Source organism: Actinophytocola sp. (assembly GCF_009379765.1).
GTDB lineage: Bacteria > Actinomycetota > Actinomycetes > Mycobacteriales > Pseudonocardiaceae > Actinophytocola.
In genome coordinates this window covers 1-13,351 of the sequence record NZ_WHTD01000214.1, presented here as the reverse complement: position 1 = coordinate 13,351, position 13,351 = coordinate 1, and the positions used below count along the sequence as shown (strand labels likewise).

Genomic DNA, 13,351 nt, shown 5'->3' with positions numbered 1-13,351 from the left:
CGTCATCACCGAAGGCGACTCCTACCGCATGCGCGAAGCCCGAACCAAGCAAGGAGGCGCCACCAAGAAACGCTGATCAACCCCGAGGGGTGGGGACTTCTAGTTGGCCACCAGCGGGGACCACAACTTGGCCGTTGACACTCGTAGGTGTACGTAAGTCGGCCGTAGGTGAACTGAGGTTCACGGACCTTCCTCGCCAGCTCGGTCCGTTCAGCGTTCGACAGCGACTCGTCGCCGACGATGCGGTCGATCTTGTCTAGCTCCTCGACGAGCTTGCGATGTTCCTTCAAGACGCGACGGGCCGTCATTGCCAGTGCGCCACCCAGGAGCAGCCCGGCGGCCAGGTAGAGGCTCGCAGCGAACCATCTCATGTCCAGACAGTAGCCACGTCGACGCCAGCTGCTGATGCGACACGCAACCAAGCAGGGCGCGTCGCTGGCGCAGTATGTCGCCAGGCCGGCTGGCACGACGCACGCACCTCATCCAGGAGCCACCCTGGCATCAGCGCCTCACGAAACCCGGCCCCTCACACGCCCGGTGATCGTTTAACACCGGCCCGTCGGCATCAAGGGCGCTGCCGCGTCGCTGACGCGATCGAGCTTCGCTCGCCCCTTGACACCGACGACCCGGCGCTAATGACCGGCAAGGGCGAGGGGGACGGCGGCGACCAGGCGCCGACCAGCTCAAGTGATCTTGTCGGCTGCCTGTCAGGAGGCGCCCGCGATGGCCGAACAGCTCGTGCTCTTCGACGGCGTACAGCTCGTCATCTGGACGACGGCACAGCTCAAGTCCGTGCCCCTGTCGTGCCCCTCACGTGCCCGGAGGAGGGGGGAGCCCCGGGGAATCACGGCCAAGATCGGTCATAATCTCACTCAGTGTCTATCGCGCTGGTTCTCCAGGTCGCTCCGTGTAGTCGCAAGCACCTTTGCAAGGCACGGGTTAGGGGTTCGATTCTCCTCGTCTCCACGAAGATCACCACAGATGAAAGCCCAGGTCAGCGGGGTTGTCGTGCCGCCTGGGCCATCGACACCACGTAGGCCGATCACTCGGCGTGCCCCTTCCGAGCCGGACGAGGCGTGAATATTCTTAGGTGGTGTCATGCAACAGGCTACGGCGTTGTTCGGACCAATCGTAGAGGTCCGCGACGTCCTGGAGTCCTTCCTTCGTGACCAAGTGTTGGTTGACGATTGGCGTGGGAAGCTGGTTCAAGCGTCAGGCCAGTTCGTTGAACTCGGCGCGCAGCCGGCCGATGGAGACCTCGCCGACCTGGGCCGGCGGATAGCTGTCCTGGCGGAGGCGGGACTGGCGGAGGAACGAACCCTTACGCGTTCGGTAGCTGCGGACATCGAAACGCTCATGGTGCGGGTTCGGGTGCCAGACTTGCCACGCCCCGAAGACGAGGACTGGAGCTTCTAAAACCGCATCGTTCGAACAGCGCACAGGCTCGCCACCTGTACCGCGCCCGCCGCTCGCACGGCCCGCGCCGTCTCGGCGACAGTTGATCCGCTGCCGTAGACGTCGTCGACGATCAGCAACGACAGGCCGGAGAGATCTTCGCGACAGACGAACTGATTGTCGATCACGGAGGCACGGCCAGCAGGATCCAGGCTCTTTGCCGGGGTACGGAAGTCAGCCAGCGCGGCGCATCGAACCAGCCGCTTGTCGAGACGTCGGGCGACGGCAGCCGCTAGCAGGCACAGCGGGCACAGCAGCCGTGTCGCCGGTCACCGTGACCAGCCTCGAAGTCACGGCTTCGAGGGGTTGGGCACAGTCACCGGACACGAGCAACACGCACGACTCGCGTGGGATGCCTCGGTGTCGGACTGCTTGGTCCACCAGGTAAGGCGGCGGCAGCAGGTCGGGGAACGGGCCGGAGCGGGCGCTGATCCGCTTCACATGACCGGTTAGGTCGTGGATCACCAGGTAGTGCCGTACCGCCTGCGTCGACAGGCTGCTCACCACCGTCAACTGGGTGCCCACGCCGGCGCGGCCAGCGCCTCTCTCACGCCCGGCGTCTCCGTCGCCACGGCTACGGTCGCGAACTCCATGCTGCTCAGCTGGCCGTGCACCGCACGTGCGGTGGCTGGGCCGATCGTCGCGGAGTGGGTCAGAACCTTCAGGGGTCGTGGGTGCGGGGCCAGCCACCGACCAGGGCAGCTTCGCGTCCGTCAGCAGGAGACACAGCCGGGCCGCCGTCGTCGGATCCGTTCGCACCGTGCAGATCGGGCCGTCGAAGGCCACGAGTACGTGATCGCGATCGAACAAACATCCGTCGGGAAACCCCGGGCCTCAGCTCCAGTATCGGCCTTCGGAAGGCGTCACACGACCGTGTGATTGACTTCCGGACCTATGAAACGCGCCCTGTTCCTCGGTCCCCTGCTGATCGTGCTCGCCGCGTGCAATGCCGAACCCGCCGCGGACGATCCGACCGTGATCACGCCGGACACCGACCAGTCGACCAGTGCGGCGCCGCCTGCCGCACCCGAGCCCTCAGCTGATGGGCCTTGTCCCTACCTCGACGCGAGCTTCGTCGAGGACACCAACGGGCAGCACGTCGGTGACGTCAAGACCTCCGCCGACCAACCGCCGGCCTGCTTCTTCTACCGGCCCGACGGCGGTGTCCAGATGACCGTCCGCGTGTACACCGGCGATGCGGCGGTCGCCAAGGCGCTCGTGGACCAGGCGGCGCCGGTCGACAGCTCGAACCCGGCCGAGCTCGCCGGCGGGTGGGCCGGGGGTGCGCAGCCGACCGACGAGGGCGCCGTCTATGCGGTCGCGAAGGACAAGAACGCGATCGTCGTGACCACCAACCAGGAGCAGACGATCAAAGCCAAGGTCGTCGCGCAGGAAGCCATCTCCGCGCTGGGTCTGTAGAGACAGCTCGGCCCGCCGAGGACGAATCCTTGGCGGGCCGCAACCGCTCTCGTCAGCCTTGCTTGGTGGTCGACTTCCGGGTCGGCTGACCGTTGTGCTGACTGTTCGACTCGGCGGACGGCGAGTCCGACGGGGACTCGGTCGCCTGCTGCCGCGGCTCGGGAACCGGCGTCGGCTCCGGAGCGGCCGTCTTGCTGCGCACCACGTACGCGACCCCGGCCGCGGCGACGACCAGCAGCATCACCTTCGGCCACCGGCGACGCCGCTTGGGCGCGTCGGCCTTGAACGACGCCGTCAACTGCTTGGCGTCGTTGCGGGCCTGCTTGGCCGACTTCGACGCCCGCTTGGCCGGCTTGCTCTTCTTGGCGTCCTTGCGGGCTTGCTTCGCCGCCTTGGCGAGCTCCTTGCGGGTGTGCTTGGCCTTGCGCGCCAGCTTCTTGCGCGCCCGGCGCGTCGTCTTCACGACCTCTTGGCGCGCGACCTCGGCACTTTCGGCCAGCGCCACAGCCAGCTGCTGCGGGGCGACACCGCGCTCCGTCAGCTTCCGGTCCGCGGCGTGAGCGGCCTTCGTCGTGGCATCCGCACTTGCTTGACCGGCGCGTTTGGCGCTACGGCGGACCGCGAGCCAGCCGGAGCCGACGGCCTTGCCGACCGTCTCTCCGGCCCGGGTCATGGCCTTCACATCGTCCATAGTGTGCTCCAGGGTGGCTTTATCTGACGGTTACCATCCTGCCCCTTCCCGACCGATCTCGCTGTAGATGGCACGATGGCCGGGTGGCAGACAGCAATGGATCCCTCGTTGGAGTGAAGGTAACGGCCACCCTGCACACGTCGCAGGGTGACATCCGGGTCAACCTTTTCCCTGATCAGGCCCCCAAGACCGTGTCCAACTTCGCCGGTCTGGCGGACGGCACCAAGGACTACTCGGGACGCAACGCCAAGGGCGACTCCTCCGGTCCGTACTACGACGGCATGCTCTTCCACCGGGTGATCGACGGTTTCATGATCCAGACCGGCGACCCGACCGGCACCGGCCGTGGTGGCCCTGGCTATCAGTTCGCTGATGAGTTCCACCCCGAGCTCCAGTTCAACCGTCCTTACCTGCTCGGAATGGCCAACCCCGGCACCCCGGACAGCAACGGCTCGCAGTTCTTCACCACGGTCGCCCCGACGACCTGGCTCAACTTCAAGCACACGGTCTTCGGCGAGGTCGCAGACCAGGAGTCACGCAACGTCGTCGACGCGATCGCCGGCACCCCGACCGCGCCGCCGGCAGACAAGCCGGTCAAGGACATCGTCGTGGAGCGGGTCATCGTCGAGCGTTCCGAGGGCTGAGTGTCGGTCAACCGGCAGCAGGACCTCCCGGCCTGTGCTCGTCACCCGGACCGGCCGACCGGGCTCCGCTGCGTGCGCTGCGACCGGCCGGCCTGTCCGGACTGCCTGCGTGAGGCATCGGTCGGCTACCAGTGCGTCGACTGCGTGAACGAAGGCGCCAAGACGGTCCGCACCCCGCGCACGATCGGCGGCGCGCGGGCCACCCGGTCGCGCAAGCTGATCGTCGTGCCGGTGCTGATCGCGGTCAACGTGGCCGCGTTCGTGCTGACCGCCGTCCAGGCGCAGAGCATCGTCGACAACAACAGCTCGGCGATCTTCCAGGACGGCACGCTGGTGCCCGCGTTCGTCTCCGACGGCCAGTGGTGGCGCCTGATCACCTCGGGCTTCCTGCACTTCGGCAACTACGGCGGCTACGGGCCGGTTCACCTGCTGTTCAACATGTTCGCGCTGTGGGTGATCGGCCGGGACCTCGAGGTCGCGCTCGGCCGGGGCCGGTTCCTGGCCGTCTACCTGCTGGCGCTTCTCGGCGGGTCGACCGCGGTGATGCTGTTCGGCGGCGCGGACAGCGGGGTCGCCGGCGCGTCCGGCGCGGTCTACGGGCTCTTCGGCGGCATCGCGGTGGTCGTGTTCAAGGCCAAGCTGAACCCGACCCCGGTGCTCACGCTGATCGCGATCAACGTCTTCCTCAGCATCGCGCTGCCCGGAATCTCTTTGCTCGGGCACATCGGTGGCCTGGTGGCGGGCGCGCTCACGACCGCCGCGATGGTCTACGCGCCGGCCGCCCGCCGAACCCAGGTGCAGGTGGGTGCCTGCGTGGTGCTCGCGCTCGTGATGGTCGTGGCGATCGCCGTGCAAGGTGCCGCCCTGGACTGCACGGTCGTCGACCGGCTGCACTTCTACTGCCCCGCCTACTGACTCAGGTCCGCAGCTCCAGCAACGCGGCCACCACGTCCTCCGGATCGGTCCCGACGTCGAGCCGGCCCAGCACGATCAGGGCCGGCTCGACGGCGTTGTCCGCGTCGAGCTCGATCGTGGCGACGTCGCGGCCGAGCCGGCGGGTGCGCACCAGCCGGACGTTCACCTCGGCCCAGGTCCACCTGCGCCTGCCGGTGAGCCCGCGGACCGTGACGCCGTCCGGGTCGGCGGTCAGCCGTGGCCGCGCCACGACGCCGAACAGGCCCGCGAGCGCGAACACCAGAGCGACGGTGCCGAGCAGCACCCGACCGGGTGGGTCATCGGCGAACGCCGCCCACAGGGCCGCGGCAACCGCCAGCGCCCACGCCAGGGCCGCCAACTCGATCTTCGGCGCCCAGGTTCGAGCGGTCGGCGGGGACTGCGGCGAGGTCACTGAACGTCACGCTCCGGATCCGGGAACGAGAGTTATCCACAGCGGTTATCCACACTGGGGATGACTTACACCCGTGTGGTTCAGTGACGCTGCGCTGAACGGGTGTATCCGAGTGAAACGCGTGTGGACGAGAGGTGAACGCTCAGCGCCACCGCATCGTCATCAGCAGCCCGCCGATCATCAGGGCGAACCCGACCGCGAAGTTCCAGTTGCCCAGGTCCTTCATGAACGGGATGCTGTCGCCCGCGATGTAGTTGACCACGAGCCACGCCAGACCCAACAGCATCACGCCGAGCATGACACCCACGTAGATCGGGTGTGACGGTCCCGCCGCCTTGACCTTCACCGGCGTACGGCGGTCGGCGGGCGGGGTGTAGACCGCCTTCTTACGGACCTTGGACTTGGGCATGGCCGTCCTCACCTGACGTGTAGCTTTGGTAGCAACCGTGCTCTGTCGAACACCACCACTGGCAACACGTTAACGTAGCCGAGTAGGTCGGCGAACCAACAGGTCGGGGACCGAAAGGAGCGCGCGTGGGCACTGTGCAGCACCTGGGTCCCGGCGCCGGTCGTATCTCCGGGGATCTCGGCGACATGGTCCCCTCGCCACGACCGCGTACGCGCGGGCCCGTCGAGCAGCAGCCCGACCGGGTGCGGACCATCGTGCGCGGCGTGGGCGAGGCGCTGATCACGCTCGGCGTGGTCGTCCTGCTGTTCGTGGTCTACGAGGTCTACTGGACCGACCTGGTCTCCGCCGGCAAGCAGCGGGACGCCACCACGGCGCTGGACAACCGGTGGCACGACAAGCAGGCCGCCGACCCCACGCGGCAGGACCACTTCGAGGGCCTCGGCGAGGGGGACGGCTTCGCCAAGATCTACATCCCCTCGTTCGGCGCCGACTTCCACTTCACGGTCGTCGAGGGCACCAGCGCGGCCAGCCTCGAGGTCGGCCCCGGTCACTACCCCGACACCGCCTATCCGGGCCAGCCGGGCAACTTCTCGGTCGCCGGGCACCGGGTGGGCAAGGGCGCGCCGTTCAACGACCTCAACCTCATCCAGTCGTGCGACGCGATCGTCGTGGAGACCCAGTACAGCTGGTTCGTCTACCGCATGGTGCCGCTCGCCGAGGAGAAGGAAGGCTGGGCGCAGGGCAAGGGCACCGACCCGAAGTGCAAGGGCGTCGGCCCGCTCGGCGGCCCGTACGCCGAGCTCGTCGGCGAGGAGATTGTGCTGCCCACCAACGGCGGCGTCATCGCGCCCATCCCGCACCAGCCGGACGGCACCCGACCGAGCGAGGGCGAGATGGCCTCGCTGCTCACGCTCACCACCTGCCACCCGCGCTTCTCCGACAAGGAGCGGCTGATCGTCCACGCGGTGCTCACCAACCAGTGGGAGAAGGATCCGGCCAAGCCGGACGAGCGGCCGAAAGAGCTCGGGGAGATCAGCTGATGTATGTGTGGATCTGGCGGCATCTGCCCGGTCCCACAGCAGTGCGCGTCGGCACGGCGGTGGCGCTGGCCGTGGGTGTGGTGGCGCTGCTGATGTTCGTGATCTTCCCGTGGCTGGAGCCGTTGCTGCCGTTCAACAACGTCACGGCCGAGTAGCCGCCCGACCAGCGAGCCCGACCGCGAACACCCCGAGCCCGACCAGTACCGACACCAGCGGCAGTGTGACCGCCAGGGCCAGGCACGCCACGAGGCCGGTGACTTCAGCGCCCTCGGCCAGCGGCGGTCCGCCGGCGGTTGGGTGAACGCGGCCAGGTTGGCGATCGCGTAGTAGACAAGCACACCGAACGACGAGAACCCGATCACCTCACGGAGATCGGCGACGAGCACCACCACGCACACGACCGCGGCGACGGCGAGCTCGGCGCGGTGCGGCACGGCGAAGCGCGGATGCACGGCGGCCAGCCGGCGCGGCAGGTCACCGTTGCGGGCCATGGCGAGCGTCGTTCGGCCGACACCGGCGATGAGCGCCAGCAGGGCACCAAGGCTGGCCGCGGCGGCGCCGACGGTCACGATCCAGGTCGGGCCACCGGCCGCGCGCAACGCGTCGGCGAGCGGCGTGGCGGAGTCGGCAAGCCGGCGTGGGCCGAGGACGGCGAGCAGGGTGACCGCGACGGCCAGGTAGACGACGAGCGCGACGGCCAGCGCGCCGAAGATCGCTCGCGGGATGGTCGTTCGCGGGTCGCGCACCTCCTCGCCGAGCGTGGCGATCCGCGCGTAGCCGGCGAAGGCGAAGAACAGCAGGCCGGCCGCCTGGAGCACGCCGAGCGGCCCCTCGGCGAACCAGTCGCCGCGCAGGCCCGCGGCCGATGCGTCCGGAATGGACAGTGCGATCACCAGTAGCAGCACGGCGAGGACGACCGCGAGCAGGATCTTGGTGAGGAGCGCGGTCCGCGTGACACCGCGGTAGTTCACCGCGGTCAGCACGAGCACGGCGGCCACCGCGACCGGCCGCGCGAGGTCGGGGGCCGCGTAGGTCGCGAACGTCAGCGCCATGGCCGCGCAGCTCGCGGTCTTGCCCACGACGAAGCCCCAGCCCGCGGTGAAGCCCCACCACGGCCCGAGCCGCTCCCGGCCGTAGAAGTAGGTTCCGCCCGACTCCGGGTAGGCGGCGGCGAGCTGTGCGGAGGCGACCGCGTTGCAGTACGCGACGAACCCGGCGATCAGCAGCGCGACGAGCAACGCGGCACCGGCACTCGCCGCGGCCGGCGCGAACACCGCGAACACCCCCGCCCCGAGCATCGAACCGAGCCCGATGGCCGTCGCGTCGACCGGGCCGAGCCGTCGGGCCAGCCGCATGCACACCCCCGGGGTGAGTCGTCGGGAAGTAATGTTGTCAGGCATGCGCGTGCTGGTGGTCGACAACTACGACAGCTTCGTCTACAACCTCGTCCAGTACCTGGCCCAGCTCGGAGCCGAGTGCGTCGTGCGGCGCAACGACGAACCCGAGCTCACCGCGCCGGACGCGTTGGCCGGGTTCGACGGTGTGCTCATCAGCCCTGGTCCGAGCACACCGGATCGGGCGGGGGCGAGCATCGAGGTGGTCGAGCAATGCGCCGCCGGGTCGGTGCCGGTGCTCGGCGTGTGCCTGGGCCATCAGGCGATCGGCGTGGCGTGGGGCGCGGTGGTCGACCGCGCGCCGGAGCTGTTGCACGGCAAGACCAGCGTGATCCACCACGGCGGCGCCGGCGTGCTGGCCGGCCAGCCGAACCCGTTCGTCGCGACGCGGTACCACTCGCTGACCGTGCTGCCGGAGACCATCCCGGCCGACTTCGAGGTCACCGGCCACACCGAGAGCGGCGTCGTGATGGCGATGCGGCACCGCGAGCTGCCGGTCGAGGGCGTCCAGTTCCATCCGGAGTCGATCCTCACCGAAGGCGGCCACCGCATGCTGGCCAACTGGCTGGCCGGCTGCGGTCACGTCGTGCCGGAGGTGCGGGTGGCCGAGCTGACGGCCCAGATGCGCACCCTCGCGGACGCCGCGTCAGCACCCTGAGGGAATGGTGTCAGCCTCGAGGCACACCACCTCGGCGCCGCGCCGCCGCAGCGCGTCCGCGGTCGCCAGACCGATCACCCCGGCGCAGACGACCGCGATCCGCATCGGTCAGCCGCCACCTCCGCCGCCACCGTTGCCGAGCTCCGTGGCGATGGTGATGCCGATGGTCTGGTCCTTGTCGAACTGCTGACCCTCGCCGACCTCCTGGTCGATGATCCGCTGGAACTCGGTCGGGTCGTTGGTCTGGCCGTCCTTGACGTCGAACTGCCCGGTCCAGCCCATGCTGCGCAGCTTGCCCTCGGCTTCCTGCTGGGTGAGCCCCTGCAGGTTCACCATCGTGAGCTTGGTCTGGTCGCCCTTGGACACGTCGAGCGTGATCGTGGTGCCCGGCGGGTGCTCGCCGTCCTTGGGGTTCTGGTCGACGACCTTTCCGGCCGGCTGGTCCGAGGACACCTCGTTGACCTTTACCTCGAACCCGAAGTTCTCGAGGTTCGTCCGCGCGGTCTCGACGTCCTGGCCGACCAGGTTCGGCACCGACACGGTCTCCTGGGCCTTGCCGACGGTCAGCTTCACCGCGCTGCCCTTGGACACCGACGTACCACCGGCCGGGTCCTGGCCGATGATCTTGCCGACATCCTCCTCGTCGTCGACCTCCTCGCTCTGCTGCTGCGGGTCGACCACGAGTCCCTGCTGCTCGAGCAGCTGCTTGGCCTCGTCCGGGGTCCGGCCCGTTACGTCGGGGACCTGGACCTTCTCCGGCGGCGCGCCGACCAGCAGGGTGAGCCGGTCGGACTTGTTCATCTTGGCGTTCGGCTTCGGGTTCGAGTCGATGACCTTGCCGACGTTGTCGGGGCCGCACGGCCCGTTCTGGCCTTGCGCGGCCGGCTGGCACGGCACCAGCTGCAGGTCCACCTGGAAGCCCTGGTCGTTGAGCGCGCGCTGGGCGTCCTCGGCGATCCGCCCGATCATGTTCGGCACGGTGACCTCGTTGGACACCGGCTCGTCGGCGAACGCGCCGCTCATGAGCCACGCGACGAGCCCGATGAGGGCGAGCGCGAGCACCGAGACCAGGGCGATGATCCAGCCCTTCTTGCGCCGGCGCCGGCGTTCCTCCTCCTCGTCCTCGTACGGGTCGTAGTCGTCGTAGTCGTTGGCGAGCGCCTGCGGGCGGTGCCGGCCTCGGGTCTGGTCCATCGGCGGGCGACCCTGCGACATGATCGTGGTGCGCTCGTCGTCGGTCATCACCATCGGCGCGAGCGGCCGCTGGTTGGACAGCACCCGGACCAGGTCGGTGCGCATCTCGGCGGCCGACTGGTAGCGGTTGGGCGCGCCCTTGGACATGGCCTTCAGCACGATCGCGTCCAGCGCGGGCGAGACCCGCCCGTTGAGCGAAGACGGCGGCTTGGGGTCCTCCCGGACGTGCTGGTAGGCGACGGCGACCGGGGAGTCGCCGGTGAACGGCGGCTCGCCGGTGAGCAGCTCGAACAGCACGCAGCCCGAGGCGTAGACGTCACTGCGCGCGTCCACCGCCTCGCCGCGAGCCTGCTCGGGCGAGAGGTACTGGGCGGTGCCGATCACCGCGGCGGTCTGGGTGACCGCGGCCTGGCCGTCGGCCACCGCGCGCGCGATGCCGAAGTCCATCACCTTGACCGCGCCGGTCTTGGTGATCATCACGTTGGCGGGCTTGACGTCCCGGTGCACGATGCCGTGCCGGTGGGAGAAGTCCAGCGCCGCGGAGACGTCGGCCATGATCTCCATCGCGCGCTGACCGGGCAGCGGGCCCTCGGTCTTCACGATGTCGCGCAGCGTCTTCCCGTCCACGTACTCCATGACGATGTAGGGCAGCGGGCCGTGCTCGGTCCTGGTCTCGCCGGTGTCGTACACGGCGACGATCGCCGGATGGTTCAGCGCCGCGGCGTTCTGTGCTTCCCGACGGAACCGCTCCTGGAACTGCGGGTCGCGCGCGAGATCGGCGCGCAACACCTTGACGGCGACATCCCGGCCGAGGCGGACGTCGCGACCCTTGTGCACCTCGGACATGCCGCCGTAGCCGAGCACCTCGCCCAGCTCGTACCGATTGGAGAGCAGTCTCGGAGTGGTCATCGGTATGTCGTCTCGATCCTCGTCTGCGGATGTGCGGCGTGTGCGCCAATCATGCCCGACCCGTGCTCCCGACCAAGGGGATTCATCGCGGAGGTCCTCATTCTTCTTCGCAATAGACCGGAACCTCCGTACCAAGCAGCAACGGCCGGTCGGCGTCTACCTTGATGACCGTGCAATTGTCCAGATCCCGCGGCGGCTGACCGTCCTCCGCCAGCACCACCGGAACCAGTCCGGACCTTTCCAGGCTGTCCGCCGCGTAGGACGCGGGACGGCCGATGTACTTGCGGTCGTCCACCTCGACGAACTGGCCCGGGGCGCTGGGATCCGTCGCGCCGTGGCTCGGCATCGGCGTGTTCCCAGGCTCGGCACCGGTGCCGTTGCCGCCGTCATTGTCCTCGTTGCCCGCCGGGGCCGATGACTCCGGTCCCGCACGGCCACCCGTGTCGCGTTCCCCGTCCAGCAACGCGGCGAGCCCGAAGCCCGCCAACGTCAACAGAACCACTGCCAGAATCACCAGCAATATCCACATCGCGGTCCGGTTCCGCCGCGGTTGCGGGGGTGGACCCAATGGGAACGAACCGGTGCCCGGTGCCTGGTGCGACGCCGACGGCGGGCCGACCGGCAGGAGCGCCGGGTCGCTCGCGCTAGCCGGCCCGTGCTGAGCCGGGGTGAGCGCCCTGCCGGACGGCGCCGGCAGCGGGTGCCCGGCACGCACCGCGGCCACCGCGGCGGCGAACTCGCCTCCGCTGCCGTAGCGCTGTGCCGGGTCCTTCGCCAGCGTCGCCTCGACGACCGCGCGCGCGTGCGGCGGAACGTCCGGCGGCAGTGGCGGTGGCATGTCCCGGATGTGCATCATCGCGACGGTCACCGCGTTCTCGGACAGGAACGGGCGGTGCCCCGCGAGGCACTCGTAGCCGACCACGGCGAGGGAGTACACGTCGCTCGCCGGCTCCGCCTCGTGCCCGAGCGCCTGTTCCGGCGCGATGTAGTGGGCGGTGCCCATGACCATGCCGGAACGGGTGACCGGGGCGGCGTCGGCGGCCTTCGCGATGCCGAAGTCGGTGAGCTTCACGACGATCCGGCCGTCGGCGGTGGGTGTGACCATGATGTTGCCGGGCTTGACGTCGCGGTGCACGTAGCCGCGCTCGTGCGCGGCCTGCAGCGCGTTGCCGGCCTGCTCGAGGATCTCGAGCGCGCGGTCGGCGCTGATCCGCCGCTCCTTGGCGAGGATCGCCGCGAGCGGGTCGCCCCCGACGAGCTCCATCACCAGGTAGGCGGTGTCCTTTGGACCGTCGACGATGGACGCGGTCTCGCCGTAGTCGTGCACCGCGGCGATGCCGGGGTGGTTGAGCGAGGCCGTCGTGCGGGCCTCGGTACGGAACCGGTGCAGGAACTCCGCGTCCCCGCACAGCTCCGGCTTGAGCACCTTGATGGCCACCCGCCGGTCCAGCCGGGTGTCGGCCGCCTCCCAGACCTCGCCCATGCCGCCGACGGCGATCCGGCGCGAGAGCCGGTACCGCTCGGCGAGGAGCTGGCCTGACGTCAGCATGGTTGCTCAGTTCCCCCCGGCCAGAGCGGCGTTGATGGTGGCCCGACCGACGGCGGCGGAGAGCTTGCCGCCCGTGGCCGCGACGTCCCTGCTTTCTACCACCACTGCGACCGCGACCTTGGGGTTGTCGGCCGGCGCGAAGGCCACATACCAGGCGAACGGCGGGGTGTTCTTGGGGTCCGCGCCGGTCTCGGCGGTGCCCGTCTTGGAGGCGATGGTGAGGTTGTCCCGCTTGCCTTCGCCGCCGGTGTGCTCCTCGGACAGGATCATCATGTCGCGCAGCTGCTCGGCGTTGCCCGACGAGATCGCGTTGCCCTCGTCCTCCTCCTCGTAGTCGGAGATGACCGCGAGGTCCGGCGCGAGGACCTGCTGGACCAGCTGCGGGCGCATCCGGACGCCGTCGTTGGCGACGGTGGCGGCGATGACCGCGTTCTCGAGCGCGGTGAGCCGGACGTCCTTCTGGCCGATGCCGCTCTGGTACAGCGACGGGCGGTCGGCGATGTTGAGGCAGTTGCCGTCGGACAGCGAGCCGATGCAGGAGGGCACCACCGACATCGGGATCGTGAGGTCGGTCTGGCCGATGCCGTAGTTGGCCGCTTGCTCCGCCAGCTTCTGCTCGCCGACCTCGACCGCCAGCTGCG

The 13,351-nt window shown here is 69.3% G+C and carries 13 protein-coding genes and 1 pseudogene; 5 read left to right on the top strand and 9 right to left on the bottom strand.

The window, feature by feature from the left end:
- Positions 1-1,412 precede the first annotated feature (1,412 nt).
- Positions 1,413-1,694 carry a phosphoribosyltransferase family protein gene (locus tag GEV28_RS38910; protein ID WP_291418817.1) on the bottom strand — a complete coding sequence of 94 codons (282 nt, stop codon included), beginning with the start codon at positions 1,692-1,694 and terminating at the stop codon, positions 1,413-1,415.
- Positions 1,695-2,349: 655 nt separating this feature from the next.
- On the opposite strand from GEV28_RS38910, the gene GEV28_RS38905 reads away from it, so the two are divergent.
- The gene (locus GEV28_RS38905; RefSeq protein WP_291418815.1) at positions 2,350-2,874 is read left to right on the top strand and encodes a DUF2020 domain-containing protein; all 525 of its coding nucleotides are present in this window, start codon (positions 2,350-2,352) and stop codon (positions 2,872-2,874) included.
- 52 nt (positions 2,875-2,926) lie between these two features.
- On the opposite strand, the gene GEV28_RS38900 is transcribed toward GEV28_RS38905, so the two are convergent.
- A complete protein-coding gene (locus GEV28_RS38900; RefSeq protein ID WP_291418813.1) occupies positions 2,927-3,565 on the bottom strand; it encodes a hypothetical protein in 639 nt (212 codons plus the stop codon).
- A gap of 83 nt (positions 3,566-3,648) precedes the next feature.
- Here GEV28_RS38900 and GEV28_RS38895 point away from each other — a divergent pair, with 83 nt between their 5' ends.
- Together GEV28_RS38895 and GEV28_RS38890 are read left to right on the top strand one after the other, a co-directional pair.
- On the top strand, positions 3,649-4,209 hold the full coding sequence (locus GEV28_RS38895) for a peptidylprolyl isomerase (protein ID WP_291418812.1): 561 nt from the start codon (positions 3,649-3,651) through the stop codon (positions 4,207-4,209).
- On the top strand, positions 4,210-5,124 hold the full coding sequence (locus GEV28_RS38890; protein WP_291418811.1) for a rhomboid family intramembrane serine protease: 915 nt from the start codon (positions 4,210-4,212) through the stop codon (positions 5,122-5,124). It abuts the gene before it with no gap.
- Position 5,125: 1 nt separating this feature from the next.
- Here GEV28_RS38890 and GEV28_RS38885 read toward each other — a convergent pair whose 3' ends face one another.
- On the bottom strand, positions 5,126-5,557 hold the full coding sequence (locus GEV28_RS38885; protein WP_291418809.1) for a PH domain-containing protein: 432 nt from the start codon (positions 5,555-5,557) through the stop codon (positions 5,126-5,128).
- A 142-nt stretch (positions 5,558-5,699) separates the two neighbouring features.
- Positions 5,700-5,966 carry a cell division protein CrgA gene (crgA, locus tag GEV28_RS38880; RefSeq protein ID WP_291418807.1) on the bottom strand — a complete coding sequence of 89 codons (267 nt, stop codon included), beginning with the start codon at positions 5,964-5,966 and terminating at the stop codon, positions 5,700-5,702.
- Positions 5,967-6,091: 125 nt separating this feature from the next.
- On the opposite strand from crgA, the gene GEV28_RS38875 reads away from it, so the two are divergent.
- The gene (locus GEV28_RS38875) at positions 6,092-7,006 is read left to right on the top strand and encodes a class E sortase (protein ID WP_291418805.1); all 915 of its coding nucleotides are present in this window, start codon (positions 6,092-6,094) and stop codon (positions 7,004-7,006) included.
- 356 nt (positions 7,007-7,362) lie between these two features.
- Here GEV28_RS38875 and GEV28_RS38870 read toward each other — a convergent pair.
- A pseudogene (locus GEV28_RS38870) lies at positions 7,363-8,304 on the bottom strand (APC family permease); the annotation flags it as partial.
- 100 nt (positions 8,305-8,404) lie between these two features.
- Here GEV28_RS38870 and GEV28_RS38865 point away from each other — a divergent pair.
- Positions 8,405-9,058 carry an aminodeoxychorismate/anthranilate synthase component II gene (locus GEV28_RS38865; RefSeq protein WP_291418803.1) on the top strand — a complete coding sequence of 218 codons (654 nt, stop codon included), beginning with the start codon at positions 8,405-8,407 and terminating at the stop codon, positions 9,056-9,058.
- Here the strand turns inward: GEV28_RS38865 and GEV28_RS38860 are convergent.
- The 4 genes from GEV28_RS38860 to GEV28_RS38845 form a co-directional block, all read right to left on the bottom strand.
- A complete protein-coding gene (locus GEV28_RS38860; RefSeq protein WP_291418801.1) occupies positions 9,047-9,163 on the bottom strand; it encodes an NAD(P)-binding protein in 117 nt (38 codons plus the stop codon). The genes GEV28_RS38865 and GEV28_RS38860 overlap by 12 nt on opposite strands.
- Before the next feature lie 3 nt (positions 9,164-9,166).
- Positions 9,167-11,161, bottom strand: coding sequence for a Stk1 family PASTA domain-containing Ser/Thr kinase (gene pknB / locus GEV28_RS38855; RefSeq protein WP_291418799.1), 1,995 nt, complete (start codon positions 11,159-11,161; stop codon positions 9,167-9,169).
- A 97-nt stretch (positions 11,162-11,258) separates the two neighbouring features.
- Positions 11,259-12,710: a serine/threonine-protein kinase gene (locus tag GEV28_RS38850; RefSeq protein ID WP_291418797.1), complete on the bottom strand. Its 1,452-nt coding sequence runs from the start codon at positions 12,708-12,710 to the stop codon at positions 11,259-11,261.
- A 6-nt stretch (positions 12,711-12,716) separates the two neighbouring features.
- Positions 12,717-13,351, bottom strand: a 635-nt coding sequence (locus GEV28_RS38845; RefSeq protein ID WP_291418795.1) for a penicillin-binding transpeptidase domain-containing protein, incomplete at its 5' end; no start/stop codon positions are given.

Excerpts from the sequence above, each read along its gene's own strand:
- GEV28_RS38905 (WP_291418815.1), top strand. The coding sequence starts at position 2,350 with ATGAAACGCGCCCTGTTCCTCGGTCCCCTGCTGATCGTGCTCGCCGCG.
- pknB (WP_291418799.1), bottom strand. The coding sequence starts at position 11,161 with ATGACCACTCCGAGACTGCTCTCCAATCGGTACGAGCTGGGCGAGGTG.
- GEV28_RS38850 (WP_291418797.1), bottom strand. The coding sequence starts at position 12,710 with ATGCTGACGTCAGGCCAGCTCCTCGCCGAGCGGTACCGGCTCTCGCGC.
- GEV28_RS38865 (WP_291418803.1), top strand. The coding sequence starts at position 8,405 with ATGCGCGTGCTGGTGGTCGACAACTACGACAGCTTCGTCTACAACCTC.
- crgA (WP_291418807.1), bottom strand. The coding sequence starts at position 5,966 with ATGCCCAAGTCCAAGGTCCGTAAGAAGGCGGTCTACACCCCGCCCGCC.
- GEV28_RS38900 (WP_291418813.1), bottom strand. The coding sequence starts at position 3,565 with ATGGACGATGTGAAGGCCATGACCCGGGCCGGAGAGACGGTCGGCAAG.
- GEV28_RS38860 (WP_291418801.1), bottom strand. The coding sequence starts at position 9,163 with ATGCGGATCGCGGTCGTCTGCGCCGGGGTGATCGGTCTGGCGACCGCG.